Source organism: Geodermatophilus sp. SYSU D00710 (assembly GCF_054050195.1).
Window position 1 is genome coordinate 69,316 of record NZ_JBJGYX010000001.1, and the last position, 23,075, is coordinate 92,390.

The 23,075-nt window shown below is 75.6% G+C and carries 22 protein-coding genes; 11 read left to right on the top strand and 11 right to left on the bottom strand.

Annotated features, from left to right (window positions below; genetic code table 11):
* Window positions 1–39: 39 nt before the first annotated feature.
* A complete protein-coding gene (locus ACI78U_RS00335; protein WP_456873283.1) occupies window positions 40–525 on the bottom strand; it encodes a DUF1269 domain-containing protein in 486 nt (161 codons plus the stop codon).
* Window positions 526–851: 326 nt separating this feature from the next.
* On the opposite strand from ACI78U_RS00335, the gene ACI78U_RS00340 reads away from it, so the two are divergent.
* The gene (locus ACI78U_RS00340; RefSeq protein ID WP_456873284.1) at window positions 852–3,473 is read left to right on the top strand and encodes a LuxR C-terminal-related transcriptional regulator; all 2,622 of its coding nucleotides are present in this window, start codon (window positions 852–854) and stop codon (window positions 3,471–3,473) included.
* A 22-nt stretch (window positions 3,474–3,495) separates the two neighbouring features.
* On the opposite strand, the gene ACI78U_RS00345 is transcribed toward ACI78U_RS00340, so the two are convergent.
* The 3 genes from ACI78U_RS00345 to ACI78U_RS00355 form a co-directional block, all read right to left on the bottom strand.
* Window positions 3,496–3,732 (bottom strand): hypothetical protein, encoded by a 237-nt coding sequence (locus ACI78U_RS00345; protein ID WP_456873285.1) that lies wholly within the window; start codon window positions 3,730–3,732, stop codon window positions 3,496–3,498.
* 141 nt (window positions 3,733–3,873) lie between these two features.
* Window positions 3,874–4,074, bottom strand: coding sequence for a hypothetical protein (locus tag ACI78U_RS00350; RefSeq protein WP_456873286.1), 201 nt, complete (start codon window positions 4,072–4,074; stop codon window positions 3,874–3,876).
* Window positions 4,075–4,174: 100 nt separating this feature from the next.
* Window positions 4,175–4,408, bottom strand: coding sequence for a LapA family protein (locus ACI78U_RS00355; protein ID WP_456873287.1), 234 nt, complete (start codon window positions 4,406–4,408; stop codon window positions 4,175–4,177).
* Between the two features lie 179 nt (window positions 4,409–4,587).
* Here ACI78U_RS00355 and ACI78U_RS00360 point away from each other — a divergent pair, with 179 nt between their 5' ends.
* From ACI78U_RS00360 to ACI78U_RS00385, 6 genes are all read left to right on the top strand, one after another.
* Window positions 4,588–5,799, top strand: a complete 1,212-nt coding sequence (locus tag ACI78U_RS00360; RefSeq protein ID WP_456873288.1) for an AI-2E family transporter — start codon at window positions 4,588–4,590, stop codon at window positions 5,797–5,799.
* Window positions 5,796–6,632 carry a YhjD/YihY/BrkB family envelope integrity protein gene (locus ACI78U_RS00365; RefSeq protein WP_456873289.1) on the top strand — a complete coding sequence of 279 codons (837 nt, stop codon included), beginning with the start codon at window positions 5,796–5,798 and terminating at the stop codon, window positions 6,630–6,632. The genes ACI78U_RS00360 and ACI78U_RS00365 overlap by 4 nt, the downstream gene beginning before the upstream one ends.
* A 195-nt stretch (window positions 6,633–6,827) precedes the next feature.
* Window positions 6,828–8,633: an alkyl/aryl-sulfatase gene (locus tag ACI78U_RS00370; RefSeq protein WP_456873290.1), complete on the top strand. Its 1,806-nt coding sequence runs from the start codon at window positions 6,828–6,830 to the stop codon at window positions 8,631–8,633.
* A gap of 98 nt (window positions 8,634–8,731) precedes the next feature.
* Window positions 8,732–9,727 (top strand): ABC transporter ATP-binding protein, encoded by a 996-nt coding sequence (locus ACI78U_RS00375; protein WP_456873291.1) that lies wholly within the window; start codon window positions 8,732–8,734, stop codon window positions 9,725–9,727.
* The gene (locus ACI78U_RS00380; protein WP_456873292.1) at window positions 9,724–10,521 is read left to right on the top strand and encodes a hypothetical protein; all 798 of its coding nucleotides are present in this window, start codon (window positions 9,724–9,726) and stop codon (window positions 10,519–10,521) included. Before ACI78U_RS00375 ends, ACI78U_RS00380 begins: the two co-directional genes overlap by 4 nt.
* Window positions 10,505–11,188: a TetR/AcrR family transcriptional regulator gene (locus ACI78U_RS00385; RefSeq protein ID WP_456873293.1), complete on the top strand. Its 684-nt coding sequence runs from the start codon at window positions 10,505–10,507 to the stop codon at window positions 11,186–11,188. Before ACI78U_RS00380 ends, ACI78U_RS00385 begins: the two co-directional genes overlap by 17 nt.
* Here ACI78U_RS00385 and ACI78U_RS00390 read toward each other — a convergent pair.
* Complete coding sequence (locus ACI78U_RS00390) at window positions 11,185–11,859, bottom strand: MBL fold metallo-hydrolase (RefSeq protein WP_456873294.1); 675 nt, start codon at window positions 11,857–11,859, stop codon at window positions 11,185–11,187. The genes ACI78U_RS00385 and ACI78U_RS00390 overlap by 4 nt on opposite strands.
* A 107-nt stretch (window positions 11,860–11,966) precedes the next feature.
* On the opposite strand from ACI78U_RS00390, the gene ACI78U_RS00395 reads away from it, so the two are divergent.
* Window positions 11,967–13,064: a thioredoxin gene (locus ACI78U_RS00395; RefSeq protein WP_456873295.1), complete on the top strand. Its 1,098-nt coding sequence runs from the start codon at window positions 11,967–11,969 to the stop codon at window positions 13,062–13,064.
* A gap of 58 nt (window positions 13,065–13,122) precedes the next feature.
* Here the strand turns inward: ACI78U_RS00395 and ACI78U_RS00400 are convergent, their stop codons facing one another.
* From ACI78U_RS00400 to ACI78U_RS00410, 3 genes are all read right to left on the bottom strand, one after another.
* Window positions 13,123–13,656, bottom strand: coding sequence for a hypothetical protein (locus ACI78U_RS00400; protein WP_456873296.1), 534 nt, complete (start codon window positions 13,654–13,656; stop codon window positions 13,123–13,125).
* A 110-nt stretch (window positions 13,657–13,766) separates the two neighbouring features.
* Window positions 13,767–15,089: an ATP-dependent 6-phosphofructokinase gene (locus ACI78U_RS00405; RefSeq protein ID WP_456873297.1), complete on the bottom strand. Its 1,323-nt coding sequence runs from the start codon at window positions 15,087–15,089 to the stop codon at window positions 13,767–13,769.
* Window positions 15,090–15,245: 156 nt separating this feature from the next.
* Entirely contained in the window at window positions 15,246–17,570 is a 2,325-nt protein-coding gene (locus ACI78U_RS00410; protein ID WP_456873298.1) for a transketolase-like TK C-terminal-containing protein, read from the bottom strand.
* Between the two features lie 126 nt (window positions 17,571–17,696).
* On the opposite strand from ACI78U_RS00410, the gene ACI78U_RS00415 reads away from it, so the two are divergent.
* Both ACI78U_RS00415 and ACI78U_RS00420 read left to right on the top strand, forming a co-directional pair.
* Window positions 17,697–18,053, top strand: coding sequence for a nuclear transport factor 2 family protein (locus ACI78U_RS00415; RefSeq protein WP_456873299.1), 357 nt, complete (start codon window positions 17,697–17,699; stop codon window positions 18,051–18,053).
* Window positions 18,054–18,134: 81 nt separating this feature from the next.
* On the top strand, window positions 18,135–18,494 hold the full coding sequence (locus ACI78U_RS00420) for a nuclear transport factor 2 family protein (protein ID WP_456873300.1): 360 nt from the start codon (window positions 18,135–18,137) through the stop codon (window positions 18,492–18,494).
* A gap of 47 nt (window positions 18,495–18,541) precedes the next feature.
* On the opposite strand, the gene ACI78U_RS00425 is transcribed toward ACI78U_RS00420, so the two are convergent.
* The 3 genes from ACI78U_RS00425 to ACI78U_RS00435 are packed head-to-tail and all read right to left on the bottom strand — an operon-like array spanning window position 18,542 to window position 21,371.
* Entirely contained in the window at window positions 18,542–19,567 is a 1,026-nt protein-coding gene (locus tag ACI78U_RS00425) for an NAD(P)-dependent alcohol dehydrogenase (RefSeq protein ID WP_456873301.1), read from the bottom strand.
* Entirely contained in the window at window positions 19,564–20,328 is a 765-nt protein-coding gene (locus tag ACI78U_RS00430) for a metal-sulfur cluster assembly factor (RefSeq protein ID WP_456873302.1), read from the bottom strand. Before ACI78U_RS00430 ends, ACI78U_RS00425 begins: the two co-directional genes overlap by 4 nt.
* On the bottom strand, window positions 20,325–21,371 hold the full coding sequence (locus ACI78U_RS00435; RefSeq protein WP_456873303.1) for an amidohydrolase family protein: 1,047 nt from the start codon (window positions 21,369–21,371) through the stop codon (window positions 20,325–20,327). Before ACI78U_RS00435 ends, ACI78U_RS00430 begins: the two co-directional genes overlap by 4 nt.
* Window positions 21,372–21,560: 189 nt before the next feature.
* Between ACI78U_RS00435 and ACI78U_RS00440 the strand changes: the two genes are divergently transcribed.
* Window positions 21,561–23,042, top strand: coding sequence for an AAA-type ATPase lid domain-containing protein (locus ACI78U_RS00440; protein ID WP_456873304.1), 1,482 nt, complete (start codon window positions 21,561–21,563; stop codon window positions 23,040–23,042).
* The last annotated feature ends 33 nt before the right edge of the window (window positions 23,043–23,075 follow it).

Genomic DNA, 23,075 nt, shown 5'->3' on the forward strand with positions numbered 1-23,075 from the left:
CGCCCGAGGAGCCCCCGGGCACCGGCACGGAACGGTGGGTCAGTCGGCGAAGGCGGCGCGCAGCCGCTCCTCCTCCGCCGCGGACAGGTTGGTGGTGATCAGGTGCGGCCGGTGCGCCTCGAAGGCGCTCCGGACCTTGTCCGGCACGACGTCCGAGGTCATCACGAACAGGGCCGAGGTGCCCGGCGTGACCTGGTCGCGCACCTCGCGGATGAAGTCGTCGTCGATGCCGACGTCGCCCATCGCCCCGCCGAGCGCGCCGAACGCGGCGCCGATCGCGGCACCGAGCAGCGGCACGAAGAAGATCAGGCCGAGGAGCAGCCCCCAGAAGCCGCCGCCCAGCGCGCCGCTGCCGACCAGGTCGTTGGCCTGGTGGGTCTTGGGCTTCCGGTCCCCCGGGTACCAGGAGACGGTCGCGGCGTCGTGGACGTGGACGAGCTCCTGCTTCTGCAGGTCGGTGAGCGTGTCGAGCGCCATGTCGGCGCCCTGGGGGGAGTCGAACCGCCAGACGGACAGCGTTGCCATGCCAGCTCCTCGGATGGGGACGTCGGTGCCCCAACGGTGCGGAGCCCGCCGCGGTGCTCCCTCACCCGTAGCAGGCGAACGGCCCGGTCAGGGCCGGTGAGCACCGACCGGGTGCCATCTGTGTCACCGATCCACTACACGCAGTGCCGTGACGCCGTGTCGTCTCGCGCGTCCTCACCGACGGTGCATCCGTTCTCTTCCCCGCGGCGAAGTGGTGGCTGAGTCTGTGCCGTGCGACCACGGGGGCCGCCGTGACCGTGGACCCTCCCTCCACTCCCCCGGCGGGCACCCATGAGCCGTCGTCGACCGAGGAGAGGTCGAACCGGATGCAGGTGCTCCAGAGCAAGCTGCGCCGACCGCAGGTGAGCCAGTCGGTCCTCGACCGCACCTGGCTGTTCCGCCGTCCGCTGACCCGCGCACCCGACACCGGCGACGGGGGGACACCCGCCGGCACGTCCGTGACGGTCCTCTCGGCACCCGCGGGCACCGGGAAGACGACGGTGATGTCCACCTGGGCGCGCGACCGGGCCGAGCAGGGTGCGCGGGTCGCATGGGTGGCGCTGGACGGCGGCGACAACGACCCGGACACCTTCTGGGCCACGGTCACGGAGGCGGTCCGGGGCGCACTCTCCACACCGTCCGGGGAGGCGGTGGACCCCCCGCAGACCGGCGCCGGCAGCTGGCGGCCCCCACCGGCGGTCCGGCTCGAACTGCTGATCGCCCAGGTCCCCGGGCCCCTGTGGCTGTTCCTCGACGACCTGCAGGAGGTGGACAACCCCGAGGTCCTCGCCGGCCTGGACGCGGTCGTCCGCCGTCCTCCCGACGGGCTGCACCTGGTCCTGGCCACCCGCCGCGACCCGGCCCTGTCCCTGCACCGCTGGCGGCTCAGCGGCGGCCTGCGCGAGATCCGGGCGGCCGACCTGGCGCTGGACGCCGACGAGGTGCGGCGCATCCTCGGCCAGCACGGCGTCGAGGTCACCGACGACGACCTGCGCCTGCTGGTGGGGCGGACGGAGGGCTGGGCGGCGGGGATCCGGCTGGCCGCCCTCACCCTGGCCGACGCCCCGGACCCGCACGTGGTGGTGCAGCGCTTCGCCGGCGACGAGCGGCAGGTGGCCGACTACCTCGCCACGGAGGTGGTGGCCGGCCTGGGCGACTCCGAGCGACGGCTCCTGCGGCTGTGCGCGGTGCCCGAGCAGCTGACCGCCGAGCTGGCGGTCGCCCTCACCGGGGACCCCGCCGCCGAGGACGTCCTCGAGCGGCTGCACCGCAGCAACGTCCTCGTGGTCCGGCTGACCGAGACCGAGGACTGGTACCGGATGCACGCCCTGCTGCGCAGCCACCTGCTCGCCGGGCTGCGCCGCAGCGACCCGCAGGAGCTGGCGGCCGCCCACCGCCGCACGGCCCTGTGGCTGGCCGGCCACGGGCACCTGGCGTGGGCGATCGGCCACGCCCTGCAGGCCGGCGACCCCGCCCTGGCCACGGAGATGCTCACCGCGCACGGGCCCACCCTGCTGGCCGACGGCCGGGGTCAGGTGCTGCACCGGCTGATCCGCTCGGGTCCCGCGGAGCTGCTCGGCGACCCGGCCGTCGCCCGGCTCGCCGTGCTCGCCGCCCTGGAGGTGGAGGACACCCCGGCGACGGCGACCCCTCCGGCCGCGGTCGACGGCGGACCGTCCGCGCCGCGCAGCGACCCGCTGGACGCGCTGGTCGCCCTGCAGCAGGCCCGGCACCACCTCGCGCTGTCCCCGGCCGTCCTGGCGGCCACGGCCGGGATGCCCGACGTCGCCGACCCGGACCTGCGGCTCCTGCTGCTCCTCGTCCGGGCGCGGGTGCAGTACCTGTCCGGCCGGCTGGAGGAGGCCGGAGCCGGCTGGCAGGAGGCGGCCGAGCTGGCCCGGCACACCCGGAACGGGCACGCGCTGGTCGGCGCGCTGACCGGCCTGACCGCCCTGGCGACCACCCGCGGGCGCTTCGACGCCGCCTGGGCGCTCGCGGAGGAGGCCATCCGCGTCGCGGCCCGTCTCGGTCCGCTGCGCGGCCCGGACGTCGGCGCGGTCCTGGTGATGGCCGCACGCTGCGCCCGGCAGCGCCTCGACGGAGAGGGTGCCCGGCACCTCGCCGCCCGCGCGGCGGTGATCCTCGACGACAGCCCGAACCTGTCGGCGCGGCTGTCCATCCGCTGGTTGCGGGCGGTCGTCGACCTCGAGGCCGGCGGGGACCCGCTCGAGGCGGCGCGCCACCTGACGGCGAGCTGGGCGCTGGCCGGGGAGGAGCGGATCTCGCCGCTGGTGGCGATCCACCTCGCGTTCCACCAGCACCGCTGCGCCTGGCTGGCGGGCCGGCCCGACTGGGCGGCCGAGGCGCTGGCGCACCTGGCCGAGCACGCCGGGCCGGGTGGGGAGCTGGCCACCCTGCAGGCCCTCGAGCACCTGGCGCGGGGACGCCACGACGCGGCCCGTGCCCGCGTGGCGCCGGTCGTCGACGGCCGGCTCCGGTGCCTGATGCCGATCTTCCACCTGCAGGCGTGGCTGCTCGAGGCGCAGCTGGCCACGACGGCGGGGCAGTCCGCGCGCAGCCACGAGGCGCTGCAGCGGGCACTGCAGATGGCCGGCGAGATGCAGGCGCTGCGCGGTTTCCTCGACGTGCCCGGCATCCCCGCGCTGCTCGACGAGCAGGCCGGCCGGTTCGGCCGGCTCGACCCCCTGGTCGAGCGGATCCGCGCCGCGTCCCGCACCCGGCCGGACCACCCCTTCGTGCCGATGACCCCGCGGGAGCTGGCCCTGCTGACCGACCTGCCGGCCCAGCTGACCCTGGAGGAGATCGCCGCCCGCCAGCAGGTGTCGGTCAACACCGTGAAGACGCACGTGCGGTCGATCTACCAGAAGCTGGGTGCCTCCAGCCGGCGCGACGCCATCGCCACCGCCCGACGCCGCGGCCTGCTGTGACCGGGATGGCGGCCGGGACGGGTCAGTCGGGCAGCCGGCGCAACTCCACGACGGTCAGGGCGAGGGACTGGAAGCGGGCCAGCAGGCCGTGCAGCTGCGCGCTGTCCCCGACCGGCCCGAACAGCACCGTGCCTCCGGCGGATCCCGGCCGGGCGGTGAGCTCGGGGAACGCGGCGCACGTCTCCGCGGACAGCCGGCCGGGGAGCAGGAACTCGTAGCGCGGAACGGTCGCGCCGCCGGTCCTCGTCTGCTCGGGCATCAGCGCCTCCGTCGTCGGCATCGGTGGCCGGCCCCGGCCCCCGCATGACCCCGTATCACCCCGTGACCGGCAGGAGTCTCGTGCGCCGGCCGGCCCCCCGGGATCACCCGCGCCGGATGAGCGGCACCCGCCCCGGGCGGGTCAGTCGGGCAGCTGGCGGAACTCCACGACGGCGAGGTCGAGGTGCCGGAACCGGTCGAGCAGACCGTGCAGGTGGGCCCGGTCCTCGACCGGCCCGAACAGCACCGTCCCCCCGGTCGCGCTCCTGCCCACCGCCAGCTCGGGGAAGGCGGCGGCGACGGACTCCGGCACCCGGCCGGGGAGGAGGAACTCGTACCGCATGCACCCGACCCCCTGACTGTCCGCGTGACTGTCCGCGTCCGGCCGATGCTCCCCCGGACGCGGTCCGGCGGACCTCACCCGGCCGGCGCGAGCCCGGCGGTCACCGGCGCGACCGCAGCAGCCAGCCGACGGCCGTGCCGAGCAGGACCATGATCGTCAGGATGAGCCACACCGGTGCCGAGACGTCGACGGTGAACAGGTCCACCGTCAGCCGCTCGCGGTTCTGCACGATGAACACGACCGCGACGACGGCGAGGACCAGCGCGACGACCTGCCCGGGACGGAGCGACGCCGCCCTGCGCTGGGGGGACGAGGTCGCGGGTCGGTCGGCCATGGCGGTCCTCCACCGGGCGGGGGTCCGCCCGGGCGGCGGACCCTCCGGGCCACGCTCGCCCGCGCGGGGACCGGCGCGGATCACCTGATCCAGATGACCCGGCCCGGACCGGGCCCGCGGTGCCCGGCTCACCTGCTGAAGGCGACGCCCCGGACGGGCACCGGCTGCACCCTGCACGCGTGACCGACCCCGCTGGTGACCGCGTCCTGCCCCGCTGGCTGGTCGTCCTGCTCGGGGTCGCCGCCACGGTCATCGCGGTGGCCGGGGTGCGCAGCGCGGCCGACGTCGTCGCCCCGGTCTTCCTGGCCCTCATGCTGATCATCGCCGTGCACCCGGTCCTCACGTGGGCCCGGCGGCACGGGGCCCCGACGTGGCTGGCGCTCACCCTCGCCCTGCTCGTGCTCTACGCCGTCGTGATCGGCCTCGTGCTCACCCTGGGGGTGTCGGTCGCCCGGCTGGCCACGCTGCTGCCCGAGTACCAGGAGGAGATCGACGGACTGCTCGACGACGTCGGGTCCCTGCTGACCTCGCTCGGCATCGGCCAGGACGAGGTCGACCGGGCGCTCGCGGGGGTCGACCCGGAGTCCGTGCTCGGCTTCGTCGGCGGGCTGGTGTCGGGGCTGCTCGACGCGGTGAGCAACCTGCTGTTCGTCCTCGCCACGGTCCTGTTCATGGGGGTCGACGCCGGCGGGCTGCCCGACCGGCTGCGGTCGGTGCCGGGGGCCTCCCCCGCCCTGACCGCCGCGCTGGGCGGCTTCGCCCGGAGCACCCGCAGCTACCTGGTGGTGTCGACCGTGTTCGGCCTGGTCGTGGCGGTCGTCGACACCGTGGCGCTGTTCCTGCTCGGCATCCCGCTGCCGATCCTGTGGGGACTGCTGTCCTGGATCACCAACTACGTGCCCAACATCGGGTTCGTGATCGGGCTGGTCCCCCCGGCGCTGCTGGCCCTGCTCGTGGACGGACCCGGCCTGGCGCTCGTCGTGGTGGTCGTCTACAGCGTCGCCAACTTCGTGATCCAGTCGATCATCCAGCCGGCCGTCGTCGGCGACGCCGTGGGCCTGTCGGTGACCGTCACGTTCCTCTCCCTGGTGGCCTGGACCTGGATCCTGGGCCCCCTGGGCGCCCTGCTCGCCCTGCCGCTCACGCTGCTGGTGAAGGCGGTGCTGCTCGACGCCGACCCCGGCCGGGAGTGGGCGCGGACGCTGGTGTCCAGCCCACCGCCGAGGCCCGGGCGGCGGGCGCGGCGCCGGCCCGGGCCGGACGCCGCGGCACCGGGGCTCCCGGCCCCCGGCCCCGACGACGCCCCGCCCGCGGCGCCGGACGGCCGCGGACCGGCCGGCCCGGACGGTGCCCGGCCGGCGCCCGAGGACGCGTCCCGCGGCGCGCCGTGACCGTCTCCTCCCCCGGTCACCGGCTCGCGTCCTGGCGCTCGGGCCTGTCGTCCTCCCTGCCCTGGCGCTGCGCGCGGCGGTTCGTCGGCATCACCGGCTACGACCGGGCGCTGGGCCTGGCGGCGCAGGCCTTCGTCGCCACCGTCCCGACGACCGTGGTCGTCTCGTCGGTGACCGAGGAGGCCGGGGACGGCCTCGCCGAGCGGGTCGTCGCGCGGTTCGAGCTGTCCGGCGACACCGCGGACCTGGTGCGCGAGGCGCTGCGGCCACCGGCCGACACCAGCCTCACCGTGTGGGGGACCTGCCTGCTCGTGGTGTCCGGCATCGGCTTCACCCGGGCGCTGCAGCGGGCCTTCCGGGCGGCCTGGCGGATCCCGCCGTCGCCGGGGTGGCGCGGCTGGCTCGGGGGCGTCGGCGGCGCCGTCGCGGTGGCCGCCGTCGTCGTCGCCGGCATCGGCGTGGCCGTCCTGGTCGACGGCTTCCGGGGAGCCGGCCCGGCGGCCTTCGCGGTCCGCGCCTGCGTCTCCGGCGTCCTCTGGCTCGTGGCCACCCGGCTGCTGCTGGGCTGGTCGCTGCCCTGGCGCCCGTTCCTGCCCGGCGCGGTCGTGGCCGGCGCGGGGACGGCCGCGACCTGGCTGGTCTCCGAGGTCTGGCTGCCCCAGGCGTTCATCACCCAGGCCGGGACCTACGGGCTCGTCGGGATCGTCGTCGTGCTCATCAGCTGGCTCATCCTGATCGCGCTGCTCCTGGTCGTCGCCGCCGTGGTGGGCGCCGAGCTGTGGCACGCCCGCGGCGACCCGGCGTCCGCCCGACCGGACGGCGTCGGCCCCTGAGCGGGCCCTGCCGCGGGGACGGGCGCCTCACCTGCCACGGATGAGCCGCGCACCTGGCCGCGGCGTGCCCGTGCGGCACCGGACCGCTCCGGTCCCCGGTTGCCGTCCGAGACCTCATGCGCCCCGGGGGAGCCGCCCGCGGCGGGGGCGCTGCGACGGTCGCACCGACGCCGACCGACGGAGCAAGGAGCCCCCATGCCCCCCGACCACGCCGACCGGACCGACTTCGAGAACGCCGAGCGCGGGTTCGTCGACCGGCTCGAGCCCTGTCGCGTGACGGCCGCCGACGGCCGCACGGTCTGGGACCTGGAGCAGTACGCCTTCCTCGACGGCGACTGCCCGGACACCGTGCACCCGAGTCTGTGGCGGCAGGCCCAGCTGTGCCGCATCAACGGCCTGTTCGAGGTGACCGACGGCATCTACCAGATCCGCGGGTTCGACCTGTCGAACATGACGATCGTCGAGGGCGACACCGGGGTCGTCGTCGTCGACCCGCTCATCTCGGCCGAGACCGCCGCGGCGGGCCTCGCGCTGTACCGACGGAACCGCGGTGACCGCCCGGTCACCGCGGTGGTCTACACGCACTCCCACGGCGACCACTTCGGCGGGGTCCGCGGCGTGCTGCCCGACGGTGCCGGCGGCGTCCCGATCCTCGCCCCGGCGGGCTTCCTGGAGCACGCGGTGTCGGAGAACGTCTACGCCGGCGGCGCCATGCTGAGGCGCGGCGACTACATGTACGGGATGCTGCTCGGCGCCGGTCCGACCGGTCAGACGAGCACCGGCCTGGGCATCGCCGGGTCCACCGGCACGCCGGGGCTGCTCGCACCCACCGTGGACGTCACCCGCACCGGGCAGGTCGAGACCGTCGACGGCGTGCGCATCGTCTTCCAGCTCACGCCGGGGACCGAGGCGCCGGCGGAGATGAACTCCCACTTCCCCGACCGGCGCGCGCTCTGCATGGCCGAGAACGCCACCCACAACATGCACAACCTGCTCACCCTGCGCGGGGCGCTGGTCCGGGACCCGCGCGTGTGGTCGCGCTACCTCGACGAGGCGATCGAGCTGTTCGGCGCCGACACCGACGTGGCCTTCGCCTCCCACCACTGGCCCACCTGGGGAGCCGAGAACGTGGTGCGGTTCCTCGCCGAGCAGCGTGACCTGTACGCCTACCTGCACGACCAGACCCTCCGGATGCTCAACGAGGGCCTGACCGGGATGGAGATCGCCGAGGAGTTCCGGCTCCCGCCGGCGCTGGACTCCGCCTGGCACGCCCGCGGCTACTACGGCTCGGTCTCGCACAACGTCAAGGCGATCTACCAGCGGTACCTGGGCTGGTTCGACGGGCACCCGTCCTCGTTGTGGGCACACCCGCCGCAGGCCGCCGCCACCCGCTACGTCGACGTCATCGGTGGCCTCGGTGCCGTCCTGGAGAAGGCGAGGGGCTACGCGGACGCCGGTGACCTGCGGTTCGCCGCGGAGCTGCTCAAGCACGCCGTCTTCGCCGAGCCGGAGGACGCCGATGCGCGGAACGCCCTGGCCGGTGTGTACGAGCGGCTCGGGTACGGCTGCGAGAACGCGACGTGGCGCGGCTTCTACCTGACCGGCGCCAAGGAGCTGCGCCACGGCATCCAGCCTCCGCCGCTCACCTTCGCCGAGGGCATGGCCGCCGCGCTCACCGTCGAGCAGCTCTTCGACACCCTGGCCATCCGCATCGACGGCCTGCGCGCGGCGTCCGAGTCGCTGGTCATCGACTGGCGGTTCAGCGACCTCGACACGATGGTCCGCACCCGGCTGTCCAACGGGGCGCTCATCCAGACGACCGACCCCCGGTCGGCCGCCGACGCGGACCTGGAGGTCACCCTCACGAAGGCCCAGCTGCTCGGTGTCCTGGCCGGACACGGCCTCGAGGCCACCAAGCACGTGGGCGATCCGGCGGCGTGGACGCGGCTCCAGAACTGCCTCACCACACCCGACCGGGCCTTCCCCGTCGTGACGCCCTGACCCGGCGGCCGGCCCGGACGTGACACCGGCGTCCGACGGGTGTACAACGTGAGTGAGTACTCACTCACGTTGTCGTCCCCCGTCGGAGGAGAAGCACCATGCCAGCGGCTCCGGCCTCCCGGCCCACCACCACGCCCACCACCACGACCTCACTGCGCACCACCGCGCTGCGTCGGACCTTCGGCCCCGTCGTGGCGGTCGACGACCTGACCCTGACGCTGCCTGCCGGCGGCGTGGTCGGCCTGGTGGGCCCCAACGGTTCCGGTAAGTCCACCCTGATCCGCATGCTGCTCGGGCTGGTCCGCCCGAGCGGGGGCACCGGCGAGGTCCTCGGCGAGCCGATCACCGACCCGACGGCCTACGCCGGCCGGGTCGGCGCGCTGATCGAGAGCCCCGCCTTCGTGCCCGGGATCTCCGCGCGGGCCAACCTCGTGTCCCTCGCCCGCCTGCGCGGGGTGCCCACCGGCCGGGTGGACGAGGTGCTCGACGTCGTCGGCCTCCTCGGCCGCGACCGGGAGCCGGTCCGGCGCTTCTCCCTGGGCATGAAGCAGCGCCTGGGCATCGCGGCCGCGCTCCTGCCCGACCCCGCCCTCCTGGTCCTCGACGAGCCGACCAACGGCCTCGACCCTGCGGGCATCGTCGAGATCCGGGCCCTGCTCCAGCGGCTGGGCCGGTCGGGCCGCACGGTGGTCGTGTCCTCGCACCTGCTCTCGGAGATCGAGAGCATCTGCACCCACCTGGTCGTCATCCGCTTCGGCGTCCTGCTCTACAACGGGACCGTCGCCGACCTGCTGGCCCGCGCCGCGACGCACGTCGACGTCGCCCCCGAGCACGAGGCCGACACCGAGCGGCTCGGCGGCGTCCTCGCCCGGGCCGGGTGGGACGTCTCCGCGGCGGCGCCCGGCCTGCTGCGCGTGTCCACCGACACCGACGCCGCCGCGGCGGTCAACCGGGCCGCCGCCGCGGCCGGCATCACCCTGCGCGCCCTGACCGTCACGCGCGACAGCCTCGAGTCGGTCTTCCTCGCGATGACCGGCAGCGACGACGGCGAGCTGGCCGCCTCCCGCGCGGCAACCGCGGAGGGGTCCCGGTGACCGCCGTCGTCCGCAGCGAGCTGGTCCGGCTCCGCCGGCGCAGCATCCTGGTCGGCTGGCTCGGCCTCACGGCGCTGTTCACCGTGCTGGTCGACCTGGTGGTGTTCCAGGTCGTCGAGCCGGGCGCGCCCCCGGCCGAGAACGGGCCCGGCGTCACGTTCCCCAGCGCCGCCGAGCTGCTCAGCAGTGAGGGGATCGTCGCGGGCCTCGGCGCCGCCTCGTCCTTCTCCGGCGTCATCGCCCTCGCCTTCTGGGCGCTGGCCTCGGCGTCGGACTGGTCGACCGGCCTGGTGCGGGTCCTCGCCGCCGCCGAACCCCGCCGCTGGCGCCTGCTCGCCGGCAAGTGGGTCGCCCTGGCGATCACGACCGCCGGCGCGACGCTCACCGCCGTCCTGGTCAACCTCCTGGTGGCGCCGGTCGCCGCCTCCGCGGGCGGGTACGAGCCCACCGCCTGGGGCGACGACGTGGTCTCCGTGGTGCTCGGCTCGGCCGTGAACCTGTACCTGTCCCTGCTGGTCTGGGGCACGATCGGCCTGGCCCTGGCCACCGTCACCCGGTCGGCCGGGATCGCCATCGGCATCGGGGTCGGGTACGTCCTGCTGGTCGAGGCGGTCCTCACCGTGGCCGTCGAGTCCCTCCGCGAGTGGCTGCCGGGCACGACGATCACCGCCCTCGCCCAGGGCGGCACGGCCGACCTCGCCTACAGTGGCGCCCTGGGGCTGGGCCTCGCCTACGTCGTCGTCGCGGCCGCCGCCTCACTCGCCGTCTTCCGGCGCCGTGACATCACCGACTGACCCCGTCCGGCGCCGCACCGCCGACCCGGGAGCCCTGACCATGCCGCGCGGCGCCGACACCCGGGCAGCCCTGATCCGGGCCGCGACCGAGCTCGTCGCCGAGGTGGGGTACCACGACGCCACGACCCGGGCCATCGCCGAACGCGCCGGGGTGGCCGAGGGCTCGATCTACCGCCACTTCCCCGACAAGCGGGCGCTGTTCGTCGCCGCGGCCCTCGAGGGCCAGCGGGGGCCGGCCGAGTGGCTGGCCGACCTGCCCACCCGCGCAGGGGACCGGCCGGTGGCCGACGTCCTCACCGAGGTCCTCGTCGAGCTCTCCCGGCTGCGGGAGGCCGTCGTCCCCCTGGAGCTGGCCATGGCGGCCACCCCCGAGCTGCAGCGGCAGCTGGCGGGAACCGCGCTCGAGGAGGCGATCGCGGCGCGGGGCGGCCCTCCGCAGCTGCTCGCCGACTACCTGCGCGCCGAGCGCGACCTCGGCCGTGTGCGTGCCGACCTCGACCCGACGCGCACGGCGGTGGTCCTGCTCGCCACCCTCTTCGGCGTGCAGACCAGCCCGCTGGCGGCCCCGGCCGGCCTCGACGAGCGCGGCATCCGCGAGGTCGTCACCCTGTTCGTCGACGGCATCGCCCCGCGGGCGCCGTCCTCCCGCGACGCCGGGTCCCGCTAGGACGGCGGCTCTCCCGCCATGGCCCGGGCCCAGCCGCCGGGGTCCCGGACGGGGTGGCCGTGCACCGACACGACCAGCGCCGGCTCGAGCCCGGCCAGCCGGCGCCGGGAGCACCGCACCTCTGCGGGGTCGTGGTGCAGCGACGCCGGCAGGTGCAGCCACCGCGGGCGGCGGGGGTCGCGGGACAGGTTGACCGGGCCGTCGCCCACCACGAGGGTGCGGTCGGCCGCCCGCCACAGCGCGATGGTGCCCGGGCTGTGACCGGGGACCTCGACGACCCGGAAGGACCCCACGGCGTCCCCCTCGCGCAGCCGCCGGTCGACCGGTGCCCGCTCGGGGTCGGCCAGCCGGGCCACGGCCCGCCCGACCCGGCTGGTCACGGTGTCGATGCGCCCGGACTCGAAGCGGTCGGCGTCGCCGTGCCCCATCTCCAGCCGGGTGCCCAGGGTGGCGCACAGCCAGGCGGTCGACCCGAGGTGGTCGGCGTGCGCGTGGGTGACGACGTGCGCGGCGACGTCACGCCCGCGCAGCAGGGCCGCGAGCCGGCGCCGCGACCAGCGCACCCCGGAGTCGACGACCACGTCGTCGACCACGACCAGGTTGAGCCACGGCCCGGGCACCGTCGGGCCGGACCAGACGCCGTCGGCGAGCTGCCGGAGCTGGGCGGGCACCGGCCGAGTCTGGCGCACCCCGGGCCGGGGTGGCGGGCCGGGGATCCCCACGGGCCAGGGATCCCCACGGGCGCGAGGGACCCCGGCCGACGCCGAGGCTGGCACCGGTGACCCCGCCCGGAGAGGACCCGGCCATGGCCAACGACCACCTGATCCCCGCCGCCCGCCGCGTCGGACGGCTGTTCCACCCCGACGACGTCCGGGCCGAGGACCGCGGGATCGCCGACGGCGAGGACGCGCTGTGGCCGGTCGAGGCCGACTTCTCCCTCGACGGGGCCACCGAGTGGCTCAACTCGCCCCCGCTGACCGGCACGGACCTGCGCGGCCGGGTCGTCATGGTGAACTTCTGGACCTTCACCTGCATCAACTGGCTGCGCCAGCTGCCCTGGGTCCGCGCGTGGGAGGGGGCCTGGCGCGGCTCGGGGCTGGTCGTGGTCGGCGTGCACTCGCCGGAGTTCTCCTTCGAGCACGACGTCGACCACGTCCGCCGCGCGGTGCAGGACCGGTCGATCCGCTACCCCGTCGCCGTCGACGACCACTTCGCCGTGTGGCGCTCCTTCCACAACCACTTCTGGCCGGCGCTGTACCTGGTCGGCGCCGACGGGCGGCTGCGCCACCACACCTTCGGCGAGGGCGGCTACGAGGAGACCGAGGCCATCGTCCGGCAGCTGCTCACCGAGGCCGGCGCCGGCGACCTCGGCCCCGAGCCGGTGCCGGTCGACGCCCGCGGCATCGAGGCCCCCGCCGACTGGGACACCCTGCGCTCCGCGGAGACCTACCTCGGCTACGACCGCACCACCGGCTTCGCCTCCCCCGGCCGGCTGGTCGCCGACCGGCCGCACGCCTACACCGCGCCGTCCCACCTGCGCACCGGGCACTGGGCGCTGACCGGCGGCTGGACCATCGGCCGCGAGGCGGCGGTGGCCGAGGAGGCCGGCGCGCGGCTGAGCTGCCGCTTCCACGCCCGCGACCTGCACCTGGTGGTCGTGCCGCCGGCCGGGGCCGCCGCGCGGTTCCGGCTGTCGCTCGACGGCCGCCCGCCCGGTGCCGACGCCGGGGACGACGTGGACGCCTCCGGCGAGGGCGAGGTCACCGGCCCGCGCCTGTACCAGCTGGTGCGCCAGCACGGCGCGGTCGGGAGTCGCACGGTCGAGATCGAGTTCGCCGACCCCGGCGTCGGCGTCTACGCGTTCACGTTCGGCTGACCCGCCGTCGGCCGGGCACCGCCCGCGGGCCGGCCCCCGTGCGCCGGCCCGCGGGCGGTCAGCTCCCGACCGCGACCGCGCGGCGGCGGGCGCGGCGCAGGACCACCCCGCCGACCCCGGCCGCCGCGGCGACGCCGATGACCACGCCGGTGCCGTTGCCGTCGGCCGGCATCTGCGTGGCCGGCGGGCAGGCGGTGTCGGCCGTGCGCGCGGCCAGGTCGGTGCCGCCCAGGTGCCACATCGGCCCGCCGCCGCCGGTCACCGTCACGGCGAACACGCCGTGCCGGACGCCCGGGTCGAAGGTGGTCGGCTGCGGGCTGCCGTACCCCGTGGGCGTGACCCGGTTGGCCGGGCCGACCGGGATCTCCACCGGCGCGCCGGTGCGGTTGTCGTAGCCGAACACCGCCGTCCAGCTGCCGTCGTCGTGCCGGACGACGCAGTCGACGACCGGGACGACGTCGGGCGGCGCCGAGCGGTTCGGCGCCGCACCGGCCACCCCCGGCGTGAGGACGACGACGGCGCCGACCGCTGCGGCCGCGGCCGACCGCGCGAGGCGGGACGGGCCCCGGCGGGCCGACGGGGTGCTGCTCATGGGGCGCGGGGTCCTGTCGTCCGGGCGGGCGGCTGTCCTGACACCGGACCATCGGCAGCCGGCCGGGCCGCTGCAGCCGGACGGCGGGCGACCACCCGCCCGGGTGAGGACTACTCGAAGCGCACCGGCTGGCCGGTGGCCTCCAGCACCGACAACCACAGGTCGCCCAGCGGGTCGACGTGGTTGCGGCGGCTGACCGCCAGCGGCATGGGGATGTGCACGAACCGGCGCCGGCGGCGGGCGACGATCACCTCGGTGCGCCCGGCCATCGCCGCGTGCACCGCGGCGTGCGCCAGGCGCAGGCAGTAGGCGCTGTCGTAGGGGTTGGCCGGCACGCTGCGGATGGCGTAGCTCGGGTCGAAGTAGCGGACGTTGTTCTCCACGCCGGCCTTGTCCAGGTGCTCGCAGACCAGCCGGCGCAGCAGCCGGCCGATGTCGCCCAGCCGCACGTTGCCCGACGCGTCCCGCCCGGGCTCCTCCTCGTCGATGTGCTCCTGGCCGGCGCCCTCGGCGACCACCACGACGGCGTGCCCGCGGTCCTCGACCCGGCGGCGCAGGTGCTCGAGGAAGCCGCGCTCGCCGTGCAGCGCGAAGGGCACCTCGGGGATGAGCACGTAGTCGGCGTCGTCCTTGGCCAGCACCGAGTAGCAGGCGATGAAGCCGGAGTGCCGGCCCATCAGCTTGACCAGCCCGACCCCGCCGGGCGCCGACCGCGCCTCGACGCTGGCCGCGTGGATGGACTTGGTCGCCTCGGCCATGGCGGTCTGGAAGCCGAAGCTCTGGTCGATGTAGGGGATGTCGTTGTCGATCGTCTTGGGGATCCCGACCACGGCCACCTTCAGGCCGCGCTCGCCGATCACCCGCACGACCTCCATGGCGCCGCGGATGGTGCCGTCGCCGCCGACGACGAACAGGATGTTGATGTTGAGCCGCTCGAGGGCGTCGACGATCTCCTCGGGGTCCTGCACGCCCCGGGAGGTGCCGAGGATGGTGCCGCCCTCGTCGTCGATGTGCTGGACGACCTCGGGGGTGAGGTCGACGACGTCCTCGCCGTAGTGCGGGATGAAGCCGCGGTAGCCGTTGCGGAAGCCGACGATGCGCCGGACGCCGTAGTGCCGGCTCAGCTCCAGCACCAGCCCGCGGATGACGTCGTTGAGGCCGGGGCACAGCCCGCCGCAGGTGACGATGCCGACCCGGGTCTTGGCCGGGTCGAAGTAGATGCGCTTGCGCGGGCCGCCGGGCTCGAGGCTGGGCAGCTGCTCGACCGGCAGCCCGCGGGCGCCGGCCATGGAGATGGTGTCGTCGAAGAGGATCCGGTCCTCCTCCACCACCGAGTGCTGCGTCGTCTCGCGCGAGGCGAGCCGCTCGGCCAGCGGCGAGTCGATGCGGCACGGACCGAGCGTCCGCACGGCGAGGTCCTCGTGTCCGATCACAGGTGCAACGGTTCCACACCGGTGCCACGGCGCTGCGCGCGGCACCCCGGTCATCAGGACGTCATGTCGAATCCGTGACCGTGCGGCCGTCCGCACCGTGCGGTGCCCGACCCCGCACTGTGGGGCGAGGTCGGGCACCGGGCGGTGGGGACGGCGCTAGTCCACGAGGTCGAGCGCGGCGCCGACCAGCGAGTCGACGTCGAGACCATGGTACCGGTACACGCTGTCGAGGTCGCCGCTCTGCCCGAAGCGGGTGACGCCCAGGTGCGTGGCCGGCACGCTCCGCACGCCGGCGAGGAAGGCCAGCGTGTGCGGGTGGCCGTCGAGCACGGTGAGCAGCGGGGTGGCCCGGTCGGCGGGCAGCACGCCGTCGAGCACCCACGGCGAGGCATCGTCCAGGCCGCGGCGGGCCTGCGCGGCGCGGAAGAGCAGGCCGGGGCTGGTCACCACCACCACGTCGGCGGGGAACCCGAGCCCGTCGAGGCGCTCGGCGGCGGCCAGGGCCTCGGGGACGACGGCGCCCATCGCGGCCACGGTCACCGCCGGGCGCGGCACCCGGCGCAGCGGGTAGGCGCCGGCCACCACCTGGCGACGGCGGCGCTCCCGGGCGGCGGGGTCGGCCGGGACGGCGGCCAGCGCCTGGTCGACCGGGCGGGTGGACAGCCGCAGGTAGGCCGACTGCCCGCCGGGGCGGCCCATCTGCCCGAGCGCGGCGAGCAGGCACCACTCGGCGTCCAGCGCGAACGCCGGCTCGTAGGAGAGGCAGCCGGGCTGCTCCAGGCCGATCGACGGCGTGGTGATCGACTGGTGCGCGCCGCCCTCGGGCGCCAGCGTCACCCCCGACGGGGTGCCCACCAGCAGCGACTGCCCGCCGGCGTAGACGGTGAACGACCACGGCTCCAGCGCCCGCCCGACGAAGGGGTCGTAGAGCACGCCGATCGGCAGCAGCGGCTGGCCCCAGCGCGACCACGTGGCGCCCAGCTCGCCGATGGCGCCGACCAGGTTGGTCTCGGCGATGCCGAGCTCGACGTGCTGGCCGGAGGGCCGCTCGCGCCAGTGCAGGATCGTCTCGGGGTCGTCGGCGAACCAGTTGCGCCGGTCCTCGTGCGACCAGACGCCGACCTTGTTCACCCAGCCGCCGAGGTTGGTCGAGCTCGACACGTCGGGGCTGACGGTGACCACCCGCCGGCCCACCTCGGGCGCGGCGCGGTTGAGGTCGAGCAGCGTGCGGCCCAGCGCCGCCTGGGTGGTGGCCGTGCCGTGGGGGGTGCGGCCGAGGTCGGCCGGGACGTCGGGCGCCGCGGCCTGCTCCGGCGGGGTGCGGGCCAGCCGCTCGGCGGCGGCGGCGAGCAGCCGCGCCGGCGCGCCGCCGGCCGGGAAGCCGGCCCAGGGGTCGGCCGGGTCGACGCCGACGCGGGCGGCCAGCTCGCCCAGCTGCGCCTCGGTGAGCAGCGCCGAGTGGTTCTGCGGGTGGCCCTCGGTGGCCAGGCCGTAGCCCTTGAGCGTGTAGGCGATGACGACGGTGGGGCGGGTGTCGTCGATCTGCGCGAAGGCCTCCCGCAGCGCGGCCAGGTCGTGCCCGCCGAGGTTGCGCACCGCGGCCACCAGGGTGTCGTCGGGCACGTCGGCGATCAGCGCGGCGATCGCGTCGGCGCCGGGCTCCTCCCCCGGCAGGTGGGCGCGCAGCTCGGCCGGCGTGCGGCGGACCATCCGCTGGTACTCGGCGTTGCTCATGCCGTCGATCCGGGCGCGCAGCGCCGGCCCGCCGCGGCGGGTGAACAGCTCCTCGAGCAGCCGGCCGTACTTGACGGTGAGGACCTGCCAGCCGGCCGCGGCGAACATCCCCTGCAGCCGGGGGACGCCCATGGTGGGGACGACGCGGTCCAGCGACTGCCGGTTGAGGTCGACCACCCACACGACCTCGCCGAGCTCGGCGACCATCGGGTCGAGCACGGCCTCCCACACCGCGCCCTCGTCGAGCTCGGCGTCGCCGACCAGCGACCACTGCCGCCCGGTGCCGCCGGCGCCGAACTGGGTGTTGACGTAGCGGCGGGCCAGCGCGCCCCAGATCGGCGCGGTGGCGCCGATGCCGACCGAGCCGGTGGAGTAGTCCGCCGGCACGGGGTCCTTGAGCCGCGAGGGGTAGGACTGCAGGCCGCCGAACTGGCGCAGCGTGGTCAGCCAGGAGGCGTCGAGCTGCCCGAGCAGGAACTCCAGGGCGTGCAGCACCGGGCTGGCGTGCGGCTTGACCGACACCCGGTCGTCGGCGCGCAGCTGCTCCAGCCACAGCGCGGTCATGATCGTCACCATCGAGGCGCTGGAGGCCTGGTGGCCGCCGACCTTGAGGCCCGACGGGTTCGGGCGCACCCGGTTGGCGTGGTCGACGACCGCGGTGGCCAGCCACAGCACGCGCTGCTCGATCTCGCGCAGGGCGGCGTCGTCGGCGCCGGTGGCGGGCGGCCGCGGGGCGGCGAGCGTCATGGGACTCCTGTCGGGCGTCGGTGGGGACCACAGGATGGCGCGTGCCCGTGGTCCGCCCGTGGCGAGGTCCTGCGTGCCACCCTGCCCTGCCACGACCGGACCGTCGCCCCAGGAGGCCCGCAGCCGATGACCGCACCCGACCGCGAGGAGCGGCTCCGCTCGCTGTACCGGGCCTTCACCGTCCGCGACCTCGACACCGTGCTCGGAGCGATGAGCCCCGACGTCGACTGGCCCAACGGCTGGGAGGGCGGCCGGGTCCACGGGCACGACGGCGTCCGCGACTACTGGCAGCGCCAGTGGGCGCAGGTCCGGCCCTCGGTCCGGCCCACCGCCGTCCGCGAGCGCCCCGACGGCACCGTGGAGGTCACCGTCGCGCAGGTGTTCCGCGACCCGGGTGGGGCGGTGCTGTCGCGGGGCACGGTCCGCCACGTGTACCGCTTCACCGCCGGCGACCTGGTGGCGCGGATGGACGTCGAGGCGTAGGCGCGCCGGGAGGTCCCGACACGCCCGGTGTCCGTGCGACCCTGCTGGGTATCGGACCGCCGTCCTCGGAGGACGCCGACCATGACCGATCCCGACCGCGACGAGGTCATCCGGTCGCTGTACCGGGCCTACAGCGCGCACGACCTGGACGGGGTGCTCGCCGTGCTCAGCCCCGACGTCGACTGGCCCAACGCCTGGGAGGGCGGCCGGGTGCACGGGCGGGACGCCGTCCGTGCCTACTGGGAGCGCCAGTGGCAGCACATCCGCCCCTCCGCCCGGCCGACCACCATCCGGGAGCGCCCCGACGGCGCGGTCGAGGTCACCGTCGCCCTCGTCGTCCGCGACCCGGCCGGCACCCTGCTGTCGCGGACCACCGTCCGCCACGTCTACCGCCTCGCCGGCGGGCTGGTGCAGCGCATGGACGTCCGGTACGAGCGGTAGCGCAGCGGCCCCGGCCGGCGCGGGGGCCGGCCGGGGGCGCCACGGCGTCAGGGCACGAGGATCGCGCGCCCCCGGACCTTCCCGGCGTCGAGGTCGCGGAGCGCGTCCACGGCCCGGTCGAGCGGGTACTGCTGGGTGTGCAGGGTGACCTTCCCGGCCTGTGCGAGCACCATCAGCTCGGCCAGGTCGGTGTAGGTGCCGACGATGTTGCCGACGACGTTCTTCTCCCCGGCGACGAAGTCCAGCGTCGGGATCCGCAGCTCGCCGCCGTACCCGATGACGTAGTACGAGCCGGCCGGGCGGGTCATGCGCCAGCCGTCCATCTCCGCACCCTGCTCGGCGACGAAGTCGAAGACGACGTCGGCGCCCCCGCCGGTCAGCTCCTGGACGGCCCGCACCTGGTCGCCGTCGGCGACCACGGTCTCGTCCGCGCCGATCCGCCGGGCGAGATCCAGGGCGTCGGGGTTGCGGTCGACGACGACCACCCGGGTCGCCGAGAGCGCGGCCAGGCACTGCACGCCGATGTGCCCGAGGCCGCCGGCCCCGATCACCACCGCCGTCGTCCCCGGGTGGAGCAGCGGCAGGGCCTTGCGCACCGCGTGGTAGGCGGTGATGCCGGCGTCGGCGAGCGCGGCGACGTCGGCGGGGTTGGTGGAGGGGTCGAGCTTCACGCAGGCGCGGGCGGTGGTGCGCAGGTACTCGGCCATCCCGCCGTCGTCGTTCGACAGGCCGGGGAAGAAGGCGTTCTCGCACTGCATGTCCCGGCCGGCGCGGCACGGCATGCACAGCCCGCAGCTGGGCTGGGGGTGCAGGATCACGGTGTCCCCGACGGCGACGTTGGTGACGCCCTCCCCCACCCGGTGCACCCACCCGGCGTTCTCGTGCCCGATCACGTAGGGCAGGTCCGGGTTCTGCAGCTCGGCCCACTGGCCCTCGAGGATGTGCAGGTCGGTCCGGCAGACCCCGGCGCCGCCGATCTTGACGATGACGTCGAGGGGCCCCTGCAGCTGCGGTTCGGGGATCTCGTCGATCCGCGGGTCGGCGTGGTACTCGTGCACGCGGACGGCCTTCATGAGCGCACCTCCAGGGGGATGAGCGGACGGTCGTCGGGTCGGGGGGTCTGGTCGGCCTCCGACCCGGGGTAGCGGGTGGTGAGCAGCCCGCGGCAGAAGTGCGCGTTGCCGTCGACCGAGATCCGCACGGAGCGGGCCCGGCGCAGCACCGTCTCGGCGCGGGCGGGGTCGGGGCGGGTGCCGTCGTCGTGGAGCAGCACCGGGGCGGCGTCGTCGAGGGGCAGGCCGAGCGCCGCCCGCCGGCGGCGCAGGGCGGCCGCGGCGTCGGCCGGGAGGTCGCCGAGGGTGACCTCCCGGACGTCCACCGCCGGGTCGGTGCGGAGCAGGACGGTCAGCGCCCGCTCCATCGCCGCGGTGTGCGCCTTGCGCCGGAAGGTCGCCCGCAGCTCGTCGAGGGACTCCTCGGCCTCGTGGCCGAAGGTGCCCCGGTAGCCCAGCCCCGCGGCGAGCCCCCGGTTGATGAGGTCGGAGTCGTGGTGGTCGTCGAGCTCGACCACCACCGAGTCCACCCCGGGGATCGCGGACACCGCGTCGTGGGCGTCGGAGACCATCAGCCAGGCGAAGTTGGGCGCGCAGAACGAGGTGGGCAGCCGCAGGTGCACCTCGACGGAGCGCCCCGCCACCGCCACCGAGCGGACGAAGCCGACGTCGGTGATCGGCTCGTCGAGCTCGGGGTCGACGACGGTGCCGAGCGCGGCGCGGACCCCGCTCTCGGTGACGGGGGCCTCGGTTCCGCCCAGCGCGGGGAGGACGGCGGTCACCGGACGCCCGCGAGGTCGGCGGCGGCCGGCTCGCGCGGGCCGGTGGCGGTCTCGTCGGCGTCGGGCAGCCGCAGGTGCTCGGGCACCGGCAGGTCGTAGAGCTCGGCGGCGTTGAGGCCGAGGACCTTCTTCTTCACCTCGGTGGTCAGCGGGGCGTACTCGGTCATGTCCTCGGGGATCTGGAAGTCGACGAACCGCTCGACCAGCCACTTGGGCGTCCACAGCGCGTAGTCGCTGGCGAAGAGGATGCGGTCCTCGCCGAGCCAGTAGACGAGCTCGCCCATGATCTGCGCGAAGTACCGCGGGCGGGTGTGGATGAACGGGATCGCCACCGCCAGGCCCGCGTACACGTTGGGCTCCTGGGTGGCGATCCAGCAGAAGTCCTCCAGCCGCGGCAGCCCGCAGTGCTCGACGACGAAGTTCAGGTCGGTGAAGTCCGAGGCGGCGTGGTCGACGTCGGCCACGTCGAAGGCGTCGCGGTCGAGCGGGCGGATCGTCGGGCCCTTGTGGATGTGGATGTTGCGGATCCCCAGCTCCCGGCAGGCCTCGAAGTAGCGGTAGGCCATCGGGTCGGTGAGCTTCCAGCCGCGGGAGTCCCCGTGCCAGTCGGCGGTGTAGAGCTTCACGCCCTGCAGGTGCATCCGCTCGGCGTCGGCGCGCAGCGCGTCGAGGCCGTTCTCGCCGTCGCGCGGGTCCCAGTAGTGGTTGTAGGTCAGCTTGTCGGGGTGGGCCTGGGCGAGGGCGAACGCCTCCTCGGTCTGGCCGAAACCGCGGTGGTAGAACTCGGCCAGCCGGGCGGGCTGGAAGACGGCGTGGTCGACGATGCCGTCGACGAAGACGTCGCGCATCAGCCGCTCGCCGCCCTGGTAGAGGTACTCCTCGTAACCCCAGACCTCGGACTCGGGCGACAGGTTGCGGTGGTAGTCGTAGAAGCAGTCGATGAACTGCTTGCCGTGGACGTTGCGCTGGTTCTCGGGACGGGCGTCCCACAGCGCGATGTGCGAGTCCACCACGTAGTACTGCTCGCCGTCCTTGGTGTACATCCGTCGGCCTCCGTCGGCTCCGGTGTGTGAGGCGGGTCACCTCTGCGCCGCCGACGCTACGTCCGGGGGAGCAGGCCGCCCACGGTCGCGCCGTCTCACTCTGAGACACCTCTGGCGGCCGCCGGCGCGTACATTGCCGTGGCACAGGTCACACGCCCCGATGCGTCCGACAGCCGGCCGGGAGGCCCCGTGGACGAGCCGGTCCCCGCCCCGGACCCGCTGCCCGACCCGGCGCTGGCCGCCCGCGGTGCCGCGCCGCGGGTGCGCGCCTCCTGGCGGCGCAGCCAGGGCTACGGCGTCCCGCCCGACGAGGTCGTGCCCGTGTTCACCGGGTCCCCGGACACCGGCTCGCTGCTCTACGAGTGCGCCCACCGGGTCCTCACCGACCTGCAGGCCACCATCGCCGACGAGCCGGTGAGCCTGATGGTCGCCGACTCCTACGGGTTCGTGCTCGCCCGCCTCGGCGAGGACGCCTCGATCCACCGGGCGCTGGACCGGGTGCACCTGGCGCCGGGGTTCTCCTACAGCGAGCGCAACGCCGGCACCAACGGCCTGGGCCTGTCGCTGGCCGACCGGGCGCCGTCGCTGGTGCGGGCCGGCGACCACTGGTGCACCGACCTGCGCGGCTACACCTGCGCCGCCGCGCCCGTGCTCGAGCCCACGACCGGGGAACTCGCCGGCAGCATCAACCTGACCACCTGGTCGGACTCCTCCTCCGACCTGCTGCTCGGCCTGGCGCAGACGGCGGCCAGCGCCACCAGCGCGCTGATGGCGGTGCGCACCGGCGGGCGGCCGGCGCTGCGGCCGGCGCCGCGCGGTGAGGTGTTCCGGGTGATCGGCGGGTCGCTGGCGCCCGACGGCGGCGACCCCTGCGTCTCGGCGGCGTGGCGGTCGGCGCTCGACGCCGCGGCCGCCGCGGTGGCCGCCGCACGGGTGGTGGCCGTCGTCGGGGAGCCGGGGACGGGCAAGGCGACGCTGGCCGCGCTCGCCCGCCGCCGGCTGCCCGGCCGTCAGCGGCTGCTGCACGCCCGGGCGCCGGAGGCCGGGGACGTCGCGCCGTGGCTGGACCTGTGGACCCCCGAGCTCCGCGACACCGACACCTGCGTGATCGTCTCCGGTCTGCCCACGCTCCCGGCGTGGGCGGCCGGGGAGCTCGCCGTGGTGCTGGCCGCGGTCCGCCGCTCCGGCCGGCCGCAGCCGTTCGTGCTCACCGCGCCGGACTACCCCGCGCTGCCCGACCCGCTGGCCCGCCTGGTCGACGCCGTGGTGGAGGTGCCGCCGCTGCGCGCCCGGGCCGACGACGTCCTCCCGCTGGCCGGGTGGACGGCGCGCCAGGAGCGCCACCGCACGGTGTCGTTCACCCCGCGCGCCGCCCGGGCGCTGGCCGGCTACGGCTGGCCGGGCAACGTCGCGCAGCTGCGGCGGGTGGTCCGCGAGGCGGTGACCCGCGCCGACGTCGTCGACGTGCACCACCTCGCCCCGGAGGTGCTCGACGGCGGCGGCCGCCCGCTGTCGCGGCTGGAGCGGCTCGAGCGCGACGAGATCGTGCGGTGCCTGACCGAGCCCGGGACCACGATGACGCGGGTCGCCGAGGAGCTGGGCATCGGCCGGGCCACCCTCTACCGCAAGATCGCCCAGTACCGGATCGCCGTCCCGCCCCGCTCCGGCTGACCCGCTCCCCGGGCCGGACCGGCCCCGGCCACC

Excerpts from the sequence above, each read along its gene's own strand:
- ACI78U_RS00370 (WP_456873290.1), top strand. The coding sequence starts at position 6,828 with ATGCCCCCCGACCACGCCGACCGGACCGACTTCGAGAACGCCGAGCGC.
- ACI78U_RS00355 (WP_456873287.1), bottom strand. The coding sequence starts at position 4,408 with ATGGCCGACCGACCCGCGACCTCGTCCCCCCAGCGCAGGGCGGCGTCG.
- ACI78U_RS00335 (WP_456873283.1), bottom strand. The coding sequence starts at position 525 with ATGGCAACGCTGTCCGTCTGGCGGTTCGACTCCCCCCAGGGCGCCGAC.
- ACI78U_RS00350 (WP_456873286.1), bottom strand. The coding sequence starts at position 4,074 with ATGCGGTACGAGTTCCTCCTCCCCGGCCGGGTGCCGGAGTCCGTCGCC.
- ACI78U_RS00345 (WP_456873285.1), bottom strand. The coding sequence starts at position 3,732 with ATGCCCGAGCAGACGAGGACCGGCGGCGCGACCGTTCCGCGCTACGAG.
- ACI78U_RS00420 (WP_456873300.1), top strand. The coding sequence starts at position 18,135 with ATGACCGATCCCGACCGCGACGAGGTCATCCGGTCGCTGTACCGGGCC.
- ACI78U_RS00435 (WP_456873303.1), bottom strand. The coding sequence starts at position 21,371 with ATGTACACCAAGGACGGCGAGCAGTACTACGTGGTGGACTCGCACATC.
- ACI78U_RS00375 (WP_456873291.1), top strand. The coding sequence starts at position 8,732 with ATGCCAGCGGCTCCGGCCTCCCGGCCCACCACCACGCCCACCACCACG.
- ACI78U_RS00410 (WP_456873298.1), bottom strand. The coding sequence starts at position 17,570 with ATGACGCTCGCCGCCCCGCGGCCGCCCGCCACCGGCGCCGACGACGCC.
- ACI78U_RS00400 (WP_456873296.1), bottom strand. The coding sequence starts at position 13,656 with ATGAGCAGCACCCCGTCGGCCCGCCGGGGCCCGTCCCGCCTCGCGCGG.
- ACI78U_RS00425 (WP_456873301.1), bottom strand. The coding sequence starts at position 19,567 with ATGAAGGCCGTCCGCGTGCACGAGTACCACGCCGACCCGCGGATCGAC.
- ACI78U_RS00340 (WP_456873284.1), top strand. The coding sequence starts at position 852 with ATGCAGGTGCTCCAGAGCAAGCTGCGCCGACCGCAGGTGAGCCAGTCG.
- ACI78U_RS00415 (WP_456873299.1), top strand. The coding sequence starts at position 17,697 with ATGACCGCACCCGACCGCGAGGAGCGGCTCCGCTCGCTGTACCGGGCC.